The organism is Nonomuraea sp. NEAU-A123 (assembly GCF_018603905.1).
In the GTDB taxonomy this organism is placed as follows: Bacteria; Actinomycetota; Actinomycetes; order Streptosporangiales; family Streptosporangiaceae; genus Nonomuraea.
The window spans coordinates 129,692-148,985 of record NZ_JAHFZZ010000001.1; the positions used below are offsets into that span (position 1 = coordinate 129,692).

The 19,294-nt window shown below is 71.2% G+C and carries 17 protein-coding genes; 5 read left to right on the forward strand and 12 right to left on the reverse strand.

The window, feature by feature from the left end; translation table 11 throughout:
* Positions 1 to 2: 2 nt before the first annotated feature.
* From KLK06_RS00715 to KLK06_RS00760, 10 genes are all read right to left on the reverse strand, one after another.
* Positions 3 to 644, reverse strand: a complete 642-nt coding sequence (locus KLK06_RS00715; RefSeq protein ID WP_214633283.1) for a polysaccharide deacetylase family protein — start codon at positions 642 to 644, stop codon at positions 3 to 5.
* 46 nt (positions 645 to 690) lie between these two features.
* Positions 691 to 1,353 carry a class I SAM-dependent methyltransferase gene (locus tag KLK06_RS00720; protein ID WP_214633284.1) on the reverse strand — a complete coding sequence of 221 codons (663 nt, stop codon included), beginning with the start codon at positions 1,351 to 1,353 and terminating at the stop codon, positions 691 to 693.
* A 9-nt stretch (positions 1,354 to 1,362) separates the two neighbouring features.
* Positions 1,363 to 2,058 (reverse strand): bifunctional 2-polyprenyl-6-hydroxyphenol methylase/3-demethylubiquinol 3-O-methyltransferase UbiG, encoded by a 696-nt coding sequence (locus KLK06_RS00725; RefSeq protein WP_214633285.1) that lies wholly within the window; start codon positions 2,056 to 2,058, stop codon positions 1,363 to 1,365.
* Positions 2,059 to 2,063: 5 nt separating this feature from the next.
* Positions 2,064 to 3,266: a glycosyltransferase gene (locus tag KLK06_RS00730; protein ID WP_214633286.1), complete on the reverse strand. Its 1,203-nt coding sequence runs from the start codon at positions 3,264 to 3,266 to the stop codon at positions 2,064 to 2,066.
* 74 nt (positions 3,267 to 3,340) lie between these two features.
* The gene (locus KLK06_RS00735) at positions 3,341 to 5,635 is read right to left on the reverse strand and encodes a hypothetical protein (RefSeq protein WP_214633287.1); all 2,295 of its coding nucleotides are present in this window, start codon (positions 5,633 to 5,635) and stop codon (positions 3,341 to 3,343) included.
* Between the two features lie 70 nt (positions 5,636 to 5,705).
* Entirely contained in the window at positions 5,706 to 6,785 is a 1,080-nt protein-coding gene (locus tag KLK06_RS00740; protein ID WP_250904719.1) for an acyl-CoA reductase, read from the reverse strand.
* 167 nt (positions 6,786 to 6,952) lie between these two features.
* Positions 6,953 to 7,984, reverse strand: a complete 1,032-nt coding sequence (locus KLK06_RS00745; protein WP_250904720.1) for an acyl-protein synthetase — start codon at positions 7,982 to 7,984, stop codon at positions 6,953 to 6,955.
* Positions 7,981 to 9,303, reverse strand: a complete 1,323-nt coding sequence (locus KLK06_RS00750) for an AMP-binding protein (protein WP_308168047.1) — start codon at positions 9,301 to 9,303, stop codon at positions 7,981 to 7,983. Before KLK06_RS00750 ends, KLK06_RS00745 begins: the two co-directional genes overlap by 4 nt.
* 189 nt (positions 9,304 to 9,492) lie before the next feature.
* A complete protein-coding gene (locus tag KLK06_RS00755) occupies positions 9,493 to 10,245 on the reverse strand; it encodes an SDR family NAD(P)-dependent oxidoreductase (RefSeq protein ID WP_214633289.1) in 753 nt (250 codons plus the stop codon).
* Positions 10,226 to 10,471 (reverse strand): acyl carrier protein, encoded by a 246-nt coding sequence (locus KLK06_RS00760; protein WP_214633290.1) that lies wholly within the window; start codon positions 10,469 to 10,471, stop codon positions 10,226 to 10,228. The genes KLK06_RS00755 and KLK06_RS00760 overlap by 20 nt, the downstream gene beginning before the upstream one ends.
* A 161-nt stretch (positions 10,472 to 10,632) precedes the next feature.
* Here KLK06_RS00760 and KLK06_RS00765 point away from each other — a divergent pair, with 161 nt between their 5' ends.
* Genes KLK06_RS00765 through KLK06_RS00775 form a run of 3 tightly spaced genes read left to right on the forward strand, consistent with a single transcriptional unit; the run spans position 10,633 to position 15,137 of the window.
* Entirely contained in the window at positions 10,633 to 11,469 is an 837-nt protein-coding gene (locus tag KLK06_RS00765) for a hypothetical protein (RefSeq protein ID WP_250904721.1), read from the forward strand.
* Positions 11,466 to 13,235, forward strand: coding sequence for a hypothetical protein (locus KLK06_RS00770; RefSeq protein ID WP_214633291.1), 1,770 nt, complete (start codon positions 11,466 to 11,468; stop codon positions 13,233 to 13,235). Before KLK06_RS00765 ends, KLK06_RS00770 begins: the two co-directional genes overlap by 4 nt.
* A gap of 15 nt (positions 13,236 to 13,250) precedes the next feature.
* Positions 13,251 to 15,137 (forward strand): glycosyltransferase family 2 protein, encoded by a 1,887-nt coding sequence (locus tag KLK06_RS00775; RefSeq protein ID WP_214633292.1) that lies wholly within the window; start codon positions 13,251 to 13,253, stop codon positions 15,135 to 15,137.
* 111 nt (positions 15,138 to 15,248) lie between these two features.
* Here the strand turns inward: KLK06_RS00775 and KLK06_RS00780 are convergent, their stop codons facing one another.
* Positions 15,249 to 16,373 carry a DegT/DnrJ/EryC1/StrS aminotransferase family protein gene (locus KLK06_RS00780; protein WP_214633293.1) on the reverse strand — a complete coding sequence of 375 codons (1,125 nt, stop codon included), beginning with the start codon at positions 16,371 to 16,373 and terminating at the stop codon, positions 15,249 to 15,251.
* Positions 16,373 to 17,356 carry a UDP-N-acetylglucosamine 4,6-dehydratase (inverting) gene (gene pseB / locus KLK06_RS00785; RefSeq protein ID WP_308168048.1) on the reverse strand — a complete coding sequence of 328 codons (984 nt, stop codon included), beginning with the start codon at positions 17,354 to 17,356 and terminating at the stop codon, positions 16,373 to 16,375. Before pseB ends, KLK06_RS00780 begins: the two co-directional genes overlap by 1 nt.
* Positions 17,357 to 17,445: 89 nt before the next feature.
* On the opposite strand from pseB, the gene KLK06_RS00790 reads away from it, so the two are divergent.
* Both KLK06_RS00790 and KLK06_RS00795 read left to right on the forward strand, forming a co-directional pair.
* Positions 17,446 to 18,174: a glycosyltransferase family protein gene (locus tag KLK06_RS00790; protein ID WP_308168049.1), complete on the forward strand. Its 729-nt coding sequence runs from the start codon at positions 17,446 to 17,448 to the stop codon at positions 18,172 to 18,174.
* On the forward strand, positions 18,171 to 19,289 hold the full coding sequence (locus tag KLK06_RS00795) for a PseG/SpsG family protein (RefSeq protein WP_214633295.1): 1,119 nt from the start codon (positions 18,171 to 18,173) through the stop codon (positions 19,287 to 19,289). Before KLK06_RS00790 ends, KLK06_RS00795 begins: the two co-directional genes overlap by 4 nt.
* Positions 19,290 to 19,294: the final 5 nt, after the last annotated feature.

The following is a 19,294-nucleotide window of genomic DNA, read 5'->3' on the forward strand; positions in this document are numbered from 1 at the left end:
GTCTAGGGGTAGCTCACCCCGGCTTCCATCCCCTTGCCGCGCAGCAGCGTCGGCACCGTGACGAGGTGGTAGCCGTGTTTTTTGAGCTCCTTGATGATCGCCGGCATGGCTTGCACGGTCTGCGGCACCACGTCGTGCATGAGGAGCACGCCGTCGCGTTTGGCCAGCCTCAACACGGCCGCCTTGATCTTCTCTACATTACGCAGGCTCCAGTCGAGCGTCGTACCCGTCCACAGCACCTGCGACATGTCCTGCGAGCCCGCCAGGCCCAGCACCCGGTCGTCGGTGGCTCCGTACGGTGGCCGGAACATCGTCGGCAGCTTGCCCGTCTGCTGCCGGATGAGCTCCTGAGTGGTGTGGATCTCGTCGAGGATCTCGTTGTCGAGCAGTGTGGGCAGCGACGGGTGTGAATAGGTGTGGTTGCCGATGGCGTGGCCCTCGGCGGCTTCCCGCCTGACGATGCTCGGATATTTCTCCACCTGCGCGCCCACCAGGAAGAAGGTGGCTTTGACACGTTCCTTCTTGAGCAGGTCGAGCAGCTTCGGCGTGTAGACGCTCGGGCCGTCGTCGAAGGTCAGGGCCAGACATTTGACCCGGCTGCAATTGATCTCTGCCTGAACGTCGGTCGCGGGGAGTGCGGTCATCGCCAATGACGCCGCCAGTAAGCCGTGAATCACCACAACCGATAGCCTATGGCCAAAGACGCCGGCGGAAGACTCTTAGATCGTTCCCATATATGACGCGGTGCGCCGTACGGGACACCTCCAGGGCGAGCCGGTTCTCCGCGGCCCAGTTCTCGATCGTGGTGATCGGCACCGGTTGGATCCACTCGTGGGCGGTGATCAGATCGTGGATCCGGCAGGCGGCGTTGCGCCACAGGGGTCTCGCGCTCATGTCCTTGTAGACGAACAGGCCGCCGGGCCGTACCGCCGCGCAGGCCCGGTCGAACACGGCCCGCTGCGCCGGAATCGGCAGGTGGTGGATGACGTCCTGCATGTGGACCACGTCGTAGGAACGGTCCGGCCACGGCGAGCGGGCGTCGCGGTGCTCGAAGCGGAGCGTCGAGCCGCTGTCGCGGAGCCGGACGGCCATCCGCCCGGCCAGCCCGATCGCGACCGGGCACGGGTCGAAGCCGTGGCCCTGGACGCGCTTCCCGCGCGCCGCCATGAGGCCAAGCGTCAGTCCTGAGCCGCACCCGATGTCGAGCACACTCGCCCCCTCCGGCACGAACCCGATCGTCACCTCGAACGGGCAGACCAGCACCCGCAGCCGCTGCTTGAGCCGCAGGGCCCGGGGCGCGTCCGCGTACAGCCGCCACGCGTCGTCGAGCAGCACGCTCCGGTCGAGCGGCACGCGGGTCTCCTAACTCTCGCGCCGGGCGCACATGAACAGCGTCAAACCCCTGAGCGAACGGACCGGGAGCCGCCTCTCCAGCATGACGACTGCGGTCAGTCCCGCGTTGATCAGCGGAGGCACCCGCTCCAGGTCACTGCCCGTGGACGAGCGCCGGTGCCGGGCGACCAGCGGGCGAAGGAGCACGTTCCAGCTCCACAGCCGCTCGACCCGCAGGCCCGCCTTCTCGACCACGCCGGTCAGCGAATCGCGGCAGTAGCGGCGCACATGGCCGACGGCCTCGTCGTGGGCGGACCACAGCGACATGTCGCAGGGGACCGCGATCAGCGCCCGCCCGCCCGGCCGCAGCACCCTGGCGATCTGCTCGGTGGCCAGATAGTCCTCCTCGATGTGCTCCAGCACGTCGAGGGCGGTCACCAGATCCACGCTCCCGGACTCGATCGGCAGGTCACGCGCGTCAGCCTGTACGGCCCGGAGCCCCCGATCCCTGGCCACCTCCACCGCGAACCCGGAGCAGTCGGCCGCGGTCGCGTCCCAGCCCTCCTCGACCAGCACCCGGGTGTTGCCACCACCGCCCGCGCCGATGTCGAGCGCCCGGCCCGGCCGCAGGCGGCGCAACTCGGCGCGGAGGAGGGCCCGGCGCTCCCGGTACCACCAGTGGCCGTCTTCGAGCGCGGTCATGCGGCGGATCTCTTGTGTTCGCATCTCTGTCATTTCTCTGGGAAGACCCACCGATCCAGCGCGACGAAGCGCAGCAGGGTGAGCAGGCAGTACGTGCCGGCGACGGTGGTCACCTCGGACAGACGACTGCCCGGCGGCAGGCCGTGCAGCGCCATGGTGGTGATGGCGTAGTCGGTCAGGAAGACCAGCGAGGCCCGGGCGTGCGGGGTCTTGCGGTGACCGCCGAGCAGGTTGACCGTCCAGCGGCGGGCCTCGGCGTTCGCGAAGCCGGTGAGCGCCAGTGCGGCGAGGTTGGTCGCGGCGGGCGACCAGAGTTCGCGCAACGAGAGATAGAGCAGCACGTAGAGGACCGCCGAGGCCACGCCGATCACGGCGAACGACGCGAATCTGGCCGGCGGGCGGGCGACGACCGCGTCCGGGTGCGTGGGTGTGAGTTCGGTCTCCTTCCGCACCTTGAGCGCGGCCTTGCCGGTGGACATCGACCGCGCCACCCTGGCCAGCCCCCGGAGGTCCTCGATCGCCGTCCTGACGATGCGGACGCGCGAGTCCAGGTCTTCGACCCAGTCCACGGGCACCTCGTGTACGCGCAGGCCGTTGTGCTCGGCCAGCAGGAGCAGCTCGGTGTCGAAGAACCAGCCGTCATCCTCGACGCGGTCCATGAGCGGCCTGATCACGTCCGTTCTGGCGGCCTTGAAGCCGCACTGGGCGTCACTGAATCCGGCGCCGAACCCGTACCGGAGCAGGGCGTTGTAGCCGCGCGAGACCAGTTCGCGCCGTAGCGACCGGCGGGTGCGGGCGCCGTGGGCGAGCCGGGTGCCGATCGCGACCTCGGAATGGCCGCTGGCCAGCGAGGCCACCATCGGGAACAGCGCGCCGAGCCCGGTCGACAGGTCGACGTCCATGTACGCGACGATGTCGGCCGGGCTGTCGCGCCAGGCGGCCTTCAACGCCGCACCTCGGCCCCTGGTCTCCAGCCTGCGGGCATACACCTGCGGGAACTCGCGGGACAGGCCCCTGGCGACCCGCCAGGTGCCGTCGATGCTGCCGTTGTCGACGATCGTGATGCGCCACGGCAGCGGGAAGGAATCGCCGAGGAACGCGTTGAGCGTCCTGATACAGCCGGGCAGGGCCCTCTGTTCGTTGAGCACCGGAATGACGATGTCCACAGTCGCCAGGGTGACCGGTCCGTCGAGAACGGCCTGGCCCAGCTCCATGGCGGAACGCGTGTCCATACGGGAATGGTGCTGGGGCCGTCCATTGATGCGCGGGCTGTTTCTCCGCACCATTCTTCGGGTAGGGCAGACTTTTACCCGAGCTGATAGACGGAACACGGCCCGCTACGGAAACGCAGTTTCGCGAACCCGTCAAGGGCCGTGCCATTCTCCGTGAACGCCCATTTGACGCCATATTCATGTACGAGCCGCGAGATGTTCTCCGCTGACGGCTGCCGGAACACCTCGTCGTTCGCCGCCAGGCGCGCCTGGTCCACGAACGGCACGGCCAGGAACGAGGTGCCGAACGGCGTGCTCCGCGACAGCGTGCTCTGGGCGTACGCCCAGCTCTCCACCAGCACCCGACGCTCACTGTAGGCGGACACCCAGAAGTGGCGGCTGTCGCACCTCTTCCCTGCGATGGGCCGGCAGTGCCCATCGGTCGCCACGACGTCGCCCGGCGCCGAGTGGTCACGCAGCCATCGCGCGGCCTCCATCCCGCCCGGCGGCAGCACACGTGTGGGCGGGACTCCGCTGCTCGACGGTCCGATGCCGCTCGACGGCCCGATCCCCTTGGTCACGGTGGCCGGCAGCGCGTACCCGGTGAGCAGCGCGACCACCGCGAGCGTCACGGGCCCGCGCCGCAGCGCGACCGCCGCCGCCACCACCGCGGCCACCACCCCCAGCACGAGGTACGGCAGCGCGAGGGGGAACAGCTCCTGGACCGGCACGTCCGGCCCGAGCAGCGCCTGGACCCCCACGACCAGCCCGGCGCCCAGCGCCACCCACCACTTGGCGGCGGCGAATCCCCGCTCCCGGCCCAGGGCCGCCATCCCGGCCACGGACGCGATCGACAGGTACGGCCGAGCCCCCTCCAGGAAGTAGTACTGGCTGAGCGCCGGATGGCCCAACAGCACGACGCCCGCGACACCCGCCGCCCCGATCCCGAGCAACAGCAGTACCCCAGGATCCAGCCGCGCCGCCCGCCTGGCGACCACCCCCAGCAGTCCCGCCCACACGCACGCCAGGCACGCCAGGTGAATCACCGTCAGCCCGGCAATGGGCCACACAGGCGCCTCGGCGAGCGGCTCACCACCGAGGTACGTCACCGCCCCCCACACCCGCCGCATGCTCGCGAACGGCGCGAGTATCAACCCCTGCCGCTGGCCCCCGAAGACGACGAACTGCGCGAACGCCAGAGTCGGCACCGTGATCAGGATTCCCACGAGAGCGGGCCGAGACCACCGCCTGACGACCAGGACGAGCACCAGCCCACCCAGCAACAGCGGGAGGAACGTCGCCTTCGCCCCGGTCAGCGCGACCAGCAGCACCGCGACCAGTACCCACCCGCCGACCCCGGCCCGCTCCCCGCGCAGACGGCCGACGAGCAGCAGCACCACAGGGACACAGAGCAACGCGCCGAACGTCTGCGTCGGACTGGTCCACACCGTGAACAGCGACCGCGACGTGAACAGATTGCTCGCTCCCCAGTAGAGCTCCGGGCAGACAGCGAAGTACGTCACCACGACCGCGGCCACGCCTGCCCACCACCGCCCGGTCACCCGCCTGGCGAGCACCGCCACCAGCACGACCATCGCCACCATCATCGGCAGCATCGACAGCCGGTACAGCAGCGTCTGCGGCTCGATCCCGGTGACCCAGCTGGTGGCGGCCATCTCGGCGTAGACGTACCAGTGGTAGGTCAGCGGCTCGCCCAGGATCGTCGGGAGCGTAGGTGGCATGTGGTGCTTGAGCTCGCCGAGCAGGGCGAGGTGGTAATGCATGTCGACGTATGGCGCCGCGTTGCCGGGCCAGGTCAGGCCGTGGCCGAGGTAGAACGACCGGGCACTCCAGACGATGAGATAGCAGATGACCGCCGCGACGGCCCACGCACACCACAAGGGCATCCGCTCACCAGCCGCAACCGCCCAGGGTGTCCGCTCGCTCTTTGGGTGCGTCTGCTCGCTCTCTGGGGGCGTGCGCTCGCGAGCCGTCGCCCCCGGCCGCCAGTGCCGTCGCAGTCGCGGTACGGCTGTGAAAAGGGCGATCACCGTAACAGGCCACGCGAGCACCAGTTGCGGCACCCCCGCCGCGCGCGCCGGGATGTAGGTCAGCACTTCGACCGCGTAGCCCAGCGCCAAGCCCGCCGCCAGCTCCTCGGCGAGCGACCCCCCAGCCCGCCCCAGCGCCCGCCACAGCAACGTCCCGGGAACCAGCACCCCGACGCCGACATAAGCCCCGAAAGCCACCAGATCCCGAACGGATACCCCGCGCCAGATCAGCGCCATCACGGCCACCAGACCCACCAGCGCCACCGGCACCCAGCCGGACCATCTCCGCCGCTCCGACACCGGCGACGTGACCGCGCTCGTAACCGCCGTGATCGTCATCCCACCACGCCCTCCAGGCCACCGTGCCTGACCAGGCGGCGGTGGTCCGTAGTCCCCCGAACCCTGCTCGTCATGCGATCACCGTCACCAGGCGGGTGAACTCCGTGGTCAGCTCCACCCCATCCCAAACCCGGTGAAAACTCAGCGCGCTCCCGATCGGCACCATCCGATCGACCCCCCGCCCGCCCAGCGCCCCCGCCAGCAACTCCAGCTCGGCCGGGACGAACCCGAAGTGCGTCATCGTCTGATCCCGACGCTCCACCAGCCCGGCCAACTCCCCGAGCCCCTCGATCCGGGCATGCGCGAACGTCCCCGTGCCCAGCCACCGCCGCGGCGCCGCCTCAGGACCCGCCAGCGTGACACTGGCCAGCGCGTTGCCGTGGAAGTCGATGGCGCTGGCCCGGCCATCGGCGGCCAGCCCGTACGTGGCCACTCGCTTCTCGACCGCCATCGCGGCGTCCACGGACCACCCACGCTGAGCCACCGCCCGCGCCAGGCAGGCGGTGAAGCCGTCGCGCGCCGTGTCGCAGTCGGCGGGTGAGCCGACCCAGTAGACGGTGCGCGGGGACGAGCACGCCGCCTGGTCGAACCAGTAGGCGTCGTTGGCGAACCCGTCGGCGACCGCGCCCCGAGTGGCGGCCGACGCCGACAGCCAGGCCGCCGCCCGCAGCACCGCGAACGAGGTCCGATCGGGAAAGGTCAGATCACGCGCGTGCGGGGCGAGCGGATGGCGGCGAATCTCGTCGACCGTGGCGTCGCCGCCCCAGATGACCCGCAGATCACAGGCCGCCGACAGGGCTGCGGTGACGGCGTCGGAACGGTCGTACGTGACGATGCGCTGCGTGGCGGCCACCACCGGATCGGCGTCGGCCAGCGACTCCTGAAGCGTCCGCGTGATCGTCGCGGCCACGGCGCCCGCGCGGGGCGACAGGCGTACCACGTTGCGGTTCCCCATCAACGCCGACAGCGCCCAGGAGTAGACGAAGACGGTGTCGACGTTCGCGGGCGGGACGTGGAACACGAGGCCACGCGGCGCCCTCAGGTGATCGCCTCGCGGCCCGTCCAGAATCCGCGCGAGCTCGCTGGGTCGCAGGAAGAAGCCGAGCGACGCCAGCTCCGGATGGCGCCGCGCCAGCTCAGGACTCAGCAACCGCCTCCCGAACTCGGCAATGAACCCGCGAATCCGCTCATCCCCCACCGCAAGCGGCTCACCCTCGCGTACCTGCCCAACCAACGTCCCAACGGCCACATCCGGCCCCTCAGGAAACCGAACCCTGACCGACGCGCCCCCGGTAGCCAGACCAGCCCGCTCGTCCATCACGCCGCCGCCCATGCCGCCGTGTCGCTGCAGCCGCGTGCCTCTGCTTTCGGCAGCCGCCCGAGCACCGAGAACCGTTTGCCCGGCCACACCCCGTCGTCCACCCCGTGCACCACGCCGAGGTCCTCCGTCAGAAGGACGTGCCCCGGATACGACGTGGGCAGCGTGCTGACCACCTCGATCAGCCCCGGCACGCCGACGGGCGCCTCCTGCCACGTCTCCGGGTCACGGATCACGACATCGGCGAAATCGGGGCAGTAAAGCCCACCCCCATCCGGCCCCTCCAGGAACACGGTGCCGATCTGCTCGACCATCCCGTAGAAGTCGTGGATCCGCCGCAGCCCGCACTCCTCGCCCAGCCGCCTGCGGAACGTGGCGTTGTCGACGGCCTGCTCGGCCAGCCGCTTCCAACCCCCGGAGTGGATCAGCACCCCCTGCGACAGATCAAGCCCCAGCTCACGCAGGTGCGACCACGCCATGAACGTGAACCCGAAGATCAAATAGGGCGCACCACCATGCCGTGCGAGGAAGCCCCTGACCGCCTCGGCGTCCAGCCCGCCACCCTCGTCGAGGACGAACGCGTGATCCCTGCCGAAGTTCATCATGCCGAGCACGCCCGCGCCGCGAGCGCTCAGCGTGGGATCGCGTACCACCGACCGGCTGTCGACGATCAGCATCGGCAGCCGCCGCCCGCCCAGCACCGCCCGGAGCGTCGCCGCCAGCATGCGCGGCTGCGCGGCCGCCGCCTCGCGGTCGAGGTAGACGCGGCTGGGCCGCTGCCCGGTCGTCCCGCTGGAGGTGAGCACCCTGAACACCGCACTCTCCGGCACACTGCGCAACTCGTGCGTCTTGAACAGCCGCACCGGCAACCACGGCAGATCCGCCACCCGCCCGTACGGCCCCACCGCCCCGATCGCGTCGAGAATCCTCCGGTACGGCAGGCACGCCCGCCGATGCCGCTCGGTCAGCGCGACCAGCTCAGGCAGCAGCACCGCCTCCTTCGCGCCCTGGGCCAAGGTGAAGACGCTCATGTACGGGCCTCCAGCGTGCTGTAGTCGATCTTTCCCGTGCCGAGCAGTGGCAGCCGGTCGACGCCGCGTACGTCGAACCCGCTCCAGTGGAGCCGCAGCTCGGACCCCAGCCGCCGGGCGAGCGTGGTGCAGCCGTCGGCGTCGAGGCCCTCGGCCCAGACCGTGATGCGGTCGTCGCCGCTCGTGGCCGCGATGGGTCCGCGGCCGCGGAGCAGGTGTTCGATGTCGTCGAGGTTCACGCGTACGCCGAAGACCTTGGCGATGCGTTTCATCCGGCCGGTGATGTAGAGGAAGCCCTCGTCGTCGAGGTGGCCGAGGTCGCCCGTAGGCAGCACGCCGCCCAGGTCGTCGCCTCTGGCCAGGTCGTCGGCCGTTTCGGCGTAACCCATCATCACGTTGGGGCCGTGATAGACGACCTGGCCGTCGTCAATGGTCAGGCGGCCGCCTGCGACGGCCAGGCCGGCGGAGCCCGGTTTGGCGGCCAGGCGGTCGTGGGGGAGTACGGCGATGCGGGCGGTCGCCTCCGTCTGGCCGTACATGACGAAGAATCGCTGGGCCTTGGCGGCGAACTCGGTGACCAGCTCGGGGCGCAGTCGCCCGCCCGCCTGGGTGAGGGTGGTGAGCGCGGGGTGTTCGATCGGGTCGAAGCGGAGTTTGCGCAGCATCTCGTACTGGTAGGGGACCGCGGCGAGTGAGGTGCACCGGTGCTCGTCGAGCATGGTCCAGAAGGACCGTTCGAGCAGGCCCGCGTCGGTCAGCACCACGGTGGCGCCCGCGGCGAGGTGGCTGTTGAGCACCGACAGGCCGTAGCTGTAGTACAGCGGCAGGCTGGTCGGCGCGGTCTCGCCGGGGCCGATGGCCAGGGCGGCGGCGATGGCTCGGGCGTTGGCCAGCACGGCGGACCGTGACAGTCGTACGAGCTTGGGGTTGCCGGTGGAACCCGAGGTGGCGAGCAGGACGGCCAGGTGCGGGTGGTGCTCGGGGGTGCCGCCCCGGGCGCGCCGCAGTCCGTCGGCGGCCCGCGTGAACCCGAGCAGGGCGGCGGGCTTGAACCTGGCGGCCAGCTCGGCCAGCGTGCCGGGCGGCAGGTCGGGGTCCAGCAGCGCGATGGGCCGGCCCGCCTGCAACGCCGCGAGGTAACGCAGTACGGACTGCAGATCGATGCGCATGCCGCAGAACACCGGACCGGGCGGCAGGGCGGCCAGAGCCTGCATGGTGCTCCCGATCCGGGCGCTCAGCTCGTCGCCGGTGAGCACACCCGGCTCCCCGGCGACGACTATCCGCGCGTCCGGGTGCGGAAAGCACTCCCGAGGCAGCACCTCCTGCCGCAGAGAGCCCCCGGCCCCGCTGTCAGCGGCGTCCGCGGTATGAGGTGCGCCGGGGTGTGGGGAATGGGTTGTGGAAGTTCGCCCGTTGCCCACGGTGCCGCCGTTGGTGTGCGGTGGGGAACCGTTGGCGGGGTGTAGAGAAGCGTTCATGGAAGACCGCCCGTCCATCGTGTCGGAGGCTTACAGCACCAGTCCGCCGTCCACCCCGATGACCTGGCCGGTGATGAAGCAGGCGTCGGCGGAGAGCAGGAAGGCGGCCGCGGCGGCCACGTCGCCGGCGGTGCCCAGGCGGCCGAGCGGGGTCGCGGCGATGGTTTCGGCGCGTGCCCGGTCGTCGAGCGTGGAGAGCATGTCGGTCTGGATGTAACCGGGTGCCACCGCGTTGACCCGGATGCCCTGGGGCCCCAGCTCCTTGGCGGCGGCCAGGGTGAGGCCGAGCACGGCGGCCTTGGTGGCGGAGTAGACGGCCTGGCCGGGCGCTCCCTTGCGGCCCATGACCGAGGAGACCAGGACCACGGCCGGGTCGGTGCCCCTGCGCAGCAGCTTGACTGCGGCCTGCAGGGTGTGGGTGGCGCCCAGCGCGTTGACGTGGAAGAGACGGCTCACCACGTCGCTGTGCATCATGCCGAGCAGGCTGGCCGCGTGCCCGCCCGCGTTGATCACCAGGGCGTCGAGCCGCCCGTGTCGCCGGTGGACCTCCCGCATCATGGCGGACACCGCGGCGGGGTCGGCCACGTCGCCGTGGACCGTGTCGGTGTGGCCGCCGGTCTCGGCGGCCACCTCGGCCGCCGCCTTGGCGGCCCGCTCCCGGTCGCGCCCATGGACGACGACCTCGTGGCCGGTGCGGGCCAGCCGGACGGCGACGGCCCGGCCGATGCCCAGCGTGGAGCCGGTGACGAGCGCGACGCGGCGGTCAGGTGACGGCGTCGGCACCGTGCTTCTCCAGCAGCTCGGCGGCCTTGGCGAACGAGCTCATGTCGATCATCTCGTCCGTGTCGATCATGATGGCGAACTCGTCCTCCATCGCGGCGACGAGGGCCATGTGGGCCAGCGAGTCCCACTGCGGGATCGCGCGGTAGTGGAGCCCGTCGACGTCCGTGTCGGCCGGCAGGCTCAGCGAGGCGCGGAAGACGCCGCGCAGGCGGTCGAGCTGGCTCATGTCTGCTCACTTTCTGTCGCCGAACAACGACTTAGTGTAGCCGTGATCGTCCGTCAACAGAAACCAAGCCCCCGTCGTGAGTAATGGAACCGTATAACGGCGAGTGCCCGCTGTGCCGGGCTGGGAATGTCGCATGGCGCGCGTCAACCGCTACAGGGGGAATGATGGACGAATCCAATCACTGGTACGGGCACTCCCGCATACTCGGCCGATACTGTGAAGTGGCGGAAGACATTCCCCGGCGAATACAGGGTTTCTTGCAGCACGGCTGGAACTATCTCCACGGATTCCCGCCCAACGACCACTGGTGCAGCCCCGGCTACCCCCGTTTCGTCTGGTCCGACGTGCTCAGACGGCGTGGCTGGTCGATGGGCCGCCGAGGTCACTATGTCATCGGCGCGCCGTGGATCTACCTGCTTGATATGGAGCCCCGAACGGGCGCCGTTCCCGAAAGGGAGGGTACGATCTGGTACCCCTTCCACGGTTGGGAAAAGCATTCGGTCACCGGGGACCATGCCCGACTCGCCGCTGAAATCGCTGAAGTGGAGACAGGGCCGGTGACAATCTGTCTTTACTGGTTGGAATTCGCTAATCCGGACATCCGGCGTGCTTATCGGTCGGCGGGTTTCCGGGTCATCTGTCATGGCGAGCGTGGTTCGCGGTGGGATGGCAAGGGGCGGGACTTCCTGCCCGGCCAGCTCGCCGAGCTGCGGCGGCATCGCAGGGTGGCCTCCAACCGGCTGGGCAGCGCGCTGTTCTACGGCGCCTCCGTGGGCTGCGAGGTCGCCGTCTACGGGGACCCGATGCAGTTCGAGGACGAGCGGCCCGAGTACGGCGGCACCGCCCGCCGGATGCGGCTCTGGCCCGAGTTGCACGGCGCGCACGTCGATCCCGAGGCGGCCAGGGAGGCGGCGCGGCAGGAGCTGGGATTCGAGTATCAGGCGACACCGGAGGAGCTACGGCGAATGTTCGGCTGGAAGCGGGCGCAATGCGCATGAACGAGGCACCCGAGAACGTCCGGCTGATCGGCGGCGAGATGCTGCTGTGGTCAGACTCATCCCATACGTCCGGCGTCACGGACTGGCGAGGCGTGGCCCTCGAACTGGTCAGGCGCCTGCTCCCCATCGAAACCGACAAGGCGGCTTGGGCCGACGACGAGGCCGGCGCCGGAGAGGGCACCAGGTGCCACGAACGGGCCAGGGCCGGGGAACAGGCCTGGGATGACGGGGTGGCGAGGGCCGGGGAGTGGCCTTGGGGTGGTGAGCGGGCCAGGGTGCTGCTGGTCGGGCCGCACCCGCGCGGCCTGGTGGACGAAGTGGTGGCGCGGGCCTCGTCGGTGGCCGTGCTGCTGCGCTCCTATCCCGACGCGTGCGCCCTCGCCGAGCGCCATCCCGGTATCGCAGTGCACTGCGGCCGCCTGGCGGCGTTGCCGGCGGAGGAGACGTACGACCTGGTTCTGGCACTCGACGGATTGCGGCGTACGCACTCGGCCGAGGAGGTCGCGCCGCCCTGGCGTGAGTCGCTGGGCATGCTCGCCGCGCGCGTCGCGCCGGGCGGGCGGTTCGTCCTGAGCGTCAGCAACGACCTGGGCATCGACCGGTTCGTCGAGGCCAGGCCCGCCGACAGGGCGGGAGCCGACGAGCACTGGGAGCCGCACGGCTTCGACCAGGGCTACCCGGATGGCTCCGGCGCCCTGGACGAGGAGCTGGCGGCGGCCGGACTGGTCCCTGAGAGGTGTTACGCCGCCTATCCGGGACGTGGGGCGCCGCGCGCGCTGCTCGCCCGCGAACTGCTCGGGCCCGACCTGCCCGACGCGCTCACGGTCCCGCTGAGCGCCCGTGGTGGCGACAGGATGCTGGTGGCCGACCCGCTGCGGCTGACCCGGCTGGTGTTCAGGCACGGCCTCGGCGAGCAACTCGCCCCGGTATGGGTGGCGACCGCGACCAGACCCCCGATCGCGACCACCGCCCCGACCGCGACCAGACCTTCGGTCGCGCCCGTCGTGGTGGGTCTGCCGCTCGGACTCGTCGAAGAGGGGCACGCCGTACACGAGGTCACTCGGAGCACCACCCGCCAACTGCCCGACGGTGTGGAGCGGGCCATTCCCGGCGGGCGGGTCGTGGAGGAGGTCCTGGTCGAGGCGTGTGCCCGTGAGGACGTGCGGGCCGTCCGCGACCTGCTTGCCGCGCTCGGCGGCTGGGTCGAGATGGGCGGCGACGCCGCGGCCGACAACCTGGTCTGGGACGGTGAGCGGTTCGCCGCCATCCACCCCATGCCCGTGCAGCCTGACCGGCCCGCTGACCGCGTGGTGCTGTGCCGGGTGTTGTGGCGGTTCGCGGTCCGCCTGCTGGCCGCCGGTCACCACCATCCGTGGCCGTGGCCGCGGCAGGCCGAGCAACTGGCGCTGACGCTCTGCGGCATGGCGGGCCGGCCTTGTGATCAGGCCGACCTCGATCTGGCCCGCAAGCTCGACGCCGAGCTGGGGCAGCCGGCCGAGCTGAGTGAGGCCGCCCCGACGTACCGTGACCTGCTCGGCGCGCGAGACCGGCTGGCGGATCAGCTGACCGCCGCGCTGGCCAGGGTGTCCCGTCTGGAGACCAAGCTCACCTACCGCGAACGCGAGCTGCTGCGGGCCAGGGGCCGGCTGAGAAAGAGCCAGCGGAAGTCAGCCGCCTACCGCAGGACGCTCGGCTACCGGCTCTCACGCCGTCTGGCCCGCCCGCGCAAGGTCGCCCGCAGGGTCCTGCGCCTCCTGTCCGGCTGACGAAGAGGAGTTCCTGTGCCGGTTCTTTCGGTGATCGTCCCGTTCTACAACGTCGAGAAGTACATCGGTTCCTGCCTGGATTCGCTGGCCGCGCAGAAGCTCCAGGACCTTGAGATGATCTGCGTGGACGACGGCAGCACCGACGCCGGTGCCGCCGTGGTCGAGGCCCGGATGGCGACCGACGGGCGGATCAGGCTCATCCGGCAGGCCAACCAGGGGGTCGGGCGGGCCCGCAACATCGGCGTACGGCGGGCGACGGGCCGCTACCTCGCCTTCGTCGACGGCGACGACATGGTGCCGCCCCGCGCGTTCCAGCGGCTGGTCTCCTCCCTGGAGGCCACCGGCTCCGATCTGGCCTGCGGCAACGTCATGCGGCTCTACCGCAACCTGCTCGTACCCTCGTGGGCGCACAAGCAGGCGTTCGCCGAGCCGCTCAAGCGCACCCACATCACCCGCCACCCGCTGCTGATCCGCGACCGCATGCTGTGGAACAAGGTCTACCGCCGCGACTTCTGGGACGCGCTCGGTCTGACCTTCCCCGAGCGCATGTACGAGGACCAGCCGGTCGCCATGGCCGCGCACGTGGGCGCGTCGTCGGTGGACGTGATCAAGGGCATCGTCTATCACTGGCGGCAGCGCGACGAGGAGGGCTCCTCGATCACCCAGCGCTGCCTGGAGCCGGCCAACCTGCGTGACCGCCTGCTGTCGGTGCTGGAGACGGCCGCGCTGCTGGACAGGGACGCGCCCGCGCTCAGGCCGCACTTCGACCGCGACACGCTCGACATCGACATGACCGTAGCGGTGGCGGCCATGGCCGGGATGGGCGCCGCGGCCGCCCCCGCCCTCGTCGACCTGATCGTCCGCTATCTCGACGGCGTCGCGCCGGAGGCCTGGCAGAGCATCCCGTTCGCGCAGCGGCTCCAGGCGCACCTGCTCCACGGGCGCCGCCTGGACGAGCTGGCGCGCGTCTTCGAGCAGGACCGCGAGGGTCTCCTGCAGCCGCGCATCAGCCTCGCGGGACTGCTGCGCAAGCGCTGGCACGGCCGGCACCCGGCCATGCCCAGGCGCCTGTCGGAGGTGTCGGCCGAGCTCAGCCTGTCGGCCCGCCTGCTGGAGCTGGAATGGCACGACGGCCGGCTCAGAGGTACGGGGCGCGTGAGCGTGGACCGGTTCGACGCGTCGGACCTGCGCAAGGCGAGCGTGCAGGTGTGGCTGGAGGAGCGCAGGACCGGCGACGTCATCCCGCTGTCCGACCAGCGCGTCTCGTCGACCTGGGCGAACGTCGAGCAGGAAGGCGGCGGTGCGGTGCCGGAGCACGGCTTCTCCTTCGAGTTCGCCTTCGACCCGGCGGCTCTTACGGGCCCGCGGCTCGCCCGCCGGGGGCACTGGAACCTGAAGGCGCGGCTGCGCGCTCACCGGCTGACGCTGGAGGCGAAGGTCGCGGGACCGCGCTGGTTGCCGCCGCTGGTGCCCGCGCCCAGGCGTATGGCGGGCGTGTGGCTGGTGCCGGTACGCGGCGGTGGCGGGGCCTGGGGGCTGCGGCTGCGCCGGGCCCAGGCGCTGATCGGCGAGTGCCGGGTCGACGGCGACGACCTGGTCTTCTCCGGTCAGCTCGCCGACCCGGGCGACGGCGACCCGGTGCTGCGGCTGGTGCGCAGGAGCGACGGCGAGGAGATGTACTTCCCCGTCATGCTGGCCGGGCACGACTTCCGGGCCAGGGTGCCGCTGGTGGACATCGACGAGGTCGTCGGCCACGAGTCGCGCTGGGACTTCGTCATCGACCAGGGCCGGATGATCCGGCCGCTGGCGCGTACCCAGGCCCGGCCGATCGTGACCGTCGCCGAGCGGCGCTTCCTGGTCGACCGGAGCGACGACGGCAACCTCATGCTCGCCGAACGCTGAGCCGACGAGCTGGCGAGCCGACACACCGGCGTCGGCGAGTCGACAAGCCAGCGAGTCGACAAGCCAGCGAGTCGGCGAGCCAGGCAAGCCGGTGAGTCGGCGAGCCGCGGATCACTCCAGGATGGCGCGCAGCCGGTCGACGACCTCGTCCTGCTGGTGGTCGGTGAGGTCGGGGAAGAGCGGCAGAGAGAGCTGCTCGGCGTAATATGCCTCGGCCTCCGGGCAGATCCCGCGCCGGTAGCCGAGGTCCGCGAAGACCGGATGCCAGTAGGCCGGGATGTAGTTGACCTGCACCCCGATCCCCGCGGCCCGCATGCGGTCGTACACCTCCCGCCGGCGCCCGTCGCGGATCCTGACCGGATAGAGGTGCCAGCTCGGGGAGGTGTAGGGGCGCCGGGCGGGAAGTGTCAGCCCCGGCAGGTCGCCGAGCAGCGTGTTGTAGCGGGCGACCAGGTCGGCTCGCCGCGCGCGGAAGCGTTCGAGCCGCCGCAACTGGCTGACGCCGAGCGCGCAGAGCACGTCGGGCAGCCGGTAGTTGAGGCCGAAGTCGTGGACCTCCTGGTGCCAGCCGCCGTGGCCGGGGTCGCGCTGCTCGGCCGGGTCGCGGACCAGGCCGTGGTTGCGGAACCGGGCGGCGCGGGCGTAGCGGTCGCGATCGTGTACGGCGACGGCGCCGCCCTCGGCGGTGGTCACGGTCTTGGTGGGGAAGAACGAGAACGTGGTGATATCGGCCGGCTCCCCGACCGGCCGGTCCTTGTAGAACGAGCCGATGGAGTGGGCGGCGTCGCCGATCAGCAAGGCGCCGGTCCGGTCGGCGATCACGCGCAGTTCGTCGTAGTCGGCGGGATGGCCCGCGTAGTCGACCGCGGTGATCGCCTTGGTGCCGTCGCCCGCCAGCGACTCGACCGACACGGGATCGAGGTTGCCCGTGTCGGGCTGCACGTCGGCGAAGACCACCCGGGCACCGCGCATGGCGGCGGTGGCGGCCGTCGCCACGAACGTCAGCGGCGAGGTGATCACCTCGTCACCCGGCCCGACCCCGGCCGCCACGTACGCGACGTGCAGGGCCGCCGTGCCGGAGGTGACCGCCAGGCACGGCACGCCGCCCGTCCAGCGGGCCAGCTCGGCCTCGAACGAGCCGACCATGGGCCCGGTCGTCAGCCACTCGCCGCGCAGCACCTCGGTCACGGCCTCGACATCGGCGTCGGCGATCGACTGCCGTCCGTAGGGCAGCATCAGACGCTGACCGCGGCCATGGCGCGCAGGTCGTCGACCGACAGCCAGCGGTCGTTGGTGTCGGAGCGGTAGGCGAAGCCCTCCGGCAGCAGCTCGCCGCCCTGCGGGGGCACGTAGCCCCAGGTGGCGATCGTCGGTTGCACGACGTAGCGGTCACTCAGGCGCAGGGTCCTGCGGCCGTCGTCGGGGCCGATCATCTCCTCGTGCAGCTTCTCGCCGGGCCGGATGCCGATCTCGTAGACCGGGCACTGCGGCGCCAGAGCCTGGGCCAGGTCGGGCAGGCGCATGCTGGGGATGCGCGGCACGTACAGCTCGCCGCCCTGCATCAGGTCGAAGGAGTCGACCACGAACCGGACGGCCTGGTCGAGCGTGATCCAGAACCGGGTCATCCGCTTGTCGGTGATCGGCACGCTGCCGCCCTCCTCGGCCAGCCGCAGGAAGAACGGCACCACCGAACCCCTGCTGCCCACCACGTTGCCGTAGCGCACCACGGCGAAGCGGGTCACGTGGCTGGCGGCGTAGTGGTTGGCCGAGACGAACAGCTTGTCGGCGACCAGCTTCGTCGCGCCGTACAGGTTGATCGGGCTGGACGCCTTGTCGGTGGAGAGCGCGACGACCTTGCGCACGCCGCAGTCGATGGCGGCCTCCACCACGTTCTGGGAGCCGGAGACGTTGGTCACGACGTACTCGAACGGGTTGTACTCGGCCGTGTCGACCTGCTTCAGCGCCGCCGCGTGCACCACGTAGTCGATGCGGTGCATGGCCCTGGTCAGGCGGTCCCTGTCGCGCACGTCGCCGATGAACCAGCGCAACCGCTGGTCGTCGCCGAACAGGTGACGCGCCTCGTACTGCTTGAGCTCGTCGCGCGAGAAGATCACCAGGCGGCGCACGCCGAGGTGGTCCAGCGCGTGGCGGACGAAAGCCTTGCCGAAGGACCCCGTGCCTCCGGTGATCAGAATCGACGATCCACTGAGAATGCTCACGCGGCCCCCCGCTGTAGTCATCCAAGCTGCCCGGTAGCATAGCGCGATCGTCAAATGACACACAGTCACATAGGGGAATGGGGCTTCGGGTGAGGATTGTCGGAATCGTTCAGGCGCGCATGGGCTCGACGCGCCTGCCGGGCAAGGTCTTGCGCGAGCTCGGCGGCCGCTCCGTGCTGGGCTGGGTGGTCCGTGCGGTACGCGCGGCGGACGTGGTCGACGACCTGGTGGTGGCGACCACCACGGAGGCGGCCGACGACCTGGTGGTGGCGGAGTGCCGCAGGCTCGGCGTGTCCTGGCACCGGGGGCCGGTCGACGACGTGCTCACCCGGTTCACGCAGGTGCTGCGGGGTCATCCGGGCGAGGCCGTCATGCGGTTCACGGCGGACTGCCCGCTGCTCGATCCGGTGGTGATCCGCGAGGCCGCGCTGGTCTTCCGTGCGGTGCCCGGCCTCGACTACCTGAGCACGAGCCTGGCGCGCACGCTGCCGCGTGGGCTCGACGTGGAGATCGCCGGGCTGGCCGCGCTGGAACGGGCCGATCGGGAGGCCACCGCGCATCACCGTACGCACGTCACGTCCTACATCTACTCGCATCCGGGCGAGTCGCGGCTGCTCGGCCTCGCCTACGCGCCGGCGGCGGCCGACCTGCGGGTCACGCTCGACACGGAGGACGACTGGCGGCTCATCTCGCGGGTCGTCGCGGAGCTGGGCGACGGGTGCGTGCCGGTCCGGTCACTGGTCGGCTGGCTGCGGGAGCGGCCCGAGGTGTGCGAGCTCAACGCGCACGTGGCGCAGAAGGCGTTGCAGGAGGCGTGACGCACCGGGTGGGGTTCCGTTGTGACGCGGGCGTGGCGAGCGGGGTCGGTCATCTGATGCGCTGCGTGGCGCTGGCCGAGGAGCTGTGCGGGCGGGGGGCCGAAGTGCTGTTCCTGGGGGAGGTGGCGGGGTCCGAGTGGGCGGGGTCGCAGTTGCGGCAGCGCGGGTTCCCGCTGTGCGCCGCGCCTGCCGAGCCGGAGGCGCTGGTCGAGCTGGTGCGGGTGTTCGGGCTGGACGCGGTGGTGCTGGACTCGTACGTGCTGGCCGCCGGTACGGGGGCGGCGCTGCGGGCGGCGGGCACGGCCGTGCTGGCGATCATCGACGGCGACCCGCTGGGCCAGGAGGCGGACCTCTACCTCGACCAGAACCTCGGCGCCGAGCTGCGCCCCTTCCAGCCGCCCCGAGAGGCCGAGGGCGGTCCCCGGGACGAGCGGCCGGCCGGTCCCCGGGACGAGCGGCCGGCCGGTCCCCGGGACGAGCGGCCGGCCGGTCCACGGGGCGAGAGGCCGCCCGGTCCGCAGGGCGCTTGGCTGGCCGGTCCGCAGGGTGCGCGGCTGGCCGGGGCGCGTTATGCGTTGCTGCGGGACAGCGTCCTGCTGATGCGGGGGACCGCCCGACGCCGCCCGGCCCGGTCGGAGGGGCCGCTGGTGCTGTGCTTCTTCGGCGGCACCGACAGCGCCGGCGTGGCGCCGGCCTGGGCCGGGGCGCTGTGTGCGACCGGGCTGCCGTTCCGGGCGACCGTGGTCAGCCCGGTGCCGTTCGACGTGGACGGGCCCGTCACGGTCATCCCGCCGACGGACCGGCTGCCCGGCCTGATGGCCGAGGCCAACCTGGTGGTCACCGCGGCGGGCTCGGCCGTCTGGGAACTGCTCCACCTGGGTGTGCCGACCGCGCTGAGCTGGGTGGCCGACAACCAGCTGATCGGCTACGAGGCGCTGGTCGGCGGCGGCATCGCGGCGGGGCTGGGACCCGCCCCGGACGCGGCGGCCGTCGGCGTCCTCACCCGCCTGCTCGCCGACCCCGCGGCCCGCGACGAGTACGGCAGGCGCGGCGTCAAGCTGATCGACGGCCGGGGCAGGGAACGCGTCGCCGACGCGCTCCTCGCTCTCTTGTGAAGCAC

Excerpts from the sequence above, each read along its gene's own strand:
- KLK06_RS00735 (WP_214633287.1), bottom strand. The coding sequence starts at position 5,635 with ATGACGATCACGGCGGTTACGAGCGCGGTCACGTCGCCGGTGTCGGAG.
- KLK06_RS00770 (WP_214633291.1), top strand. The coding sequence starts at position 11,466 with ATGAACGAGGCACCCGAGAACGTCCGGCTGATCGGCGGCGAGATGCTG.
- KLK06_RS00765 (WP_250904721.1), top strand. The coding sequence starts at position 10,633 with ATGATGGACGAATCCAATCACTGGTACGGGCACTCCCGCATACTCGGC.
- KLK06_RS00780 (WP_214633293.1), bottom strand. The coding sequence starts at position 16,373 with ATGCTGCCCTACGGACGGCAGTCGATCGCCGACGCCGATGTCGAGGCC.
- KLK06_RS00745 (WP_250904720.1), bottom strand. The coding sequence starts at position 7,984 with ATGAGCGTCTTCACCTTGGCCCAGGGCGCGAAGGAGGCGGTGCTGCTG.
- KLK06_RS00725 (WP_214633285.1), bottom strand. The coding sequence starts at position 2,058 with ATGCGAACACAAGAGATCCGCCGCATGACCGCGCTCGAAGACGGCCAC.
- KLK06_RS00730 (WP_214633286.1), bottom strand. The coding sequence starts at position 3,266 with ATGGACACGCGTTCCGCCATGGAGCTGGGCCAGGCCGTTCTCGACGGA.
- KLK06_RS00760 (WP_214633290.1), bottom strand. The coding sequence starts at position 10,471 with ATGAGCCAGCTCGACCGCCTGCGCGGCGTCTTCCGCGCCTCGCTGAGC.
- KLK06_RS00715 (WP_214633283.1), bottom strand. The coding sequence starts at position 644 with ATGACCGCACTCCCCGCGACCGACGTTCAGGCAGAGATCAATTGCAGC.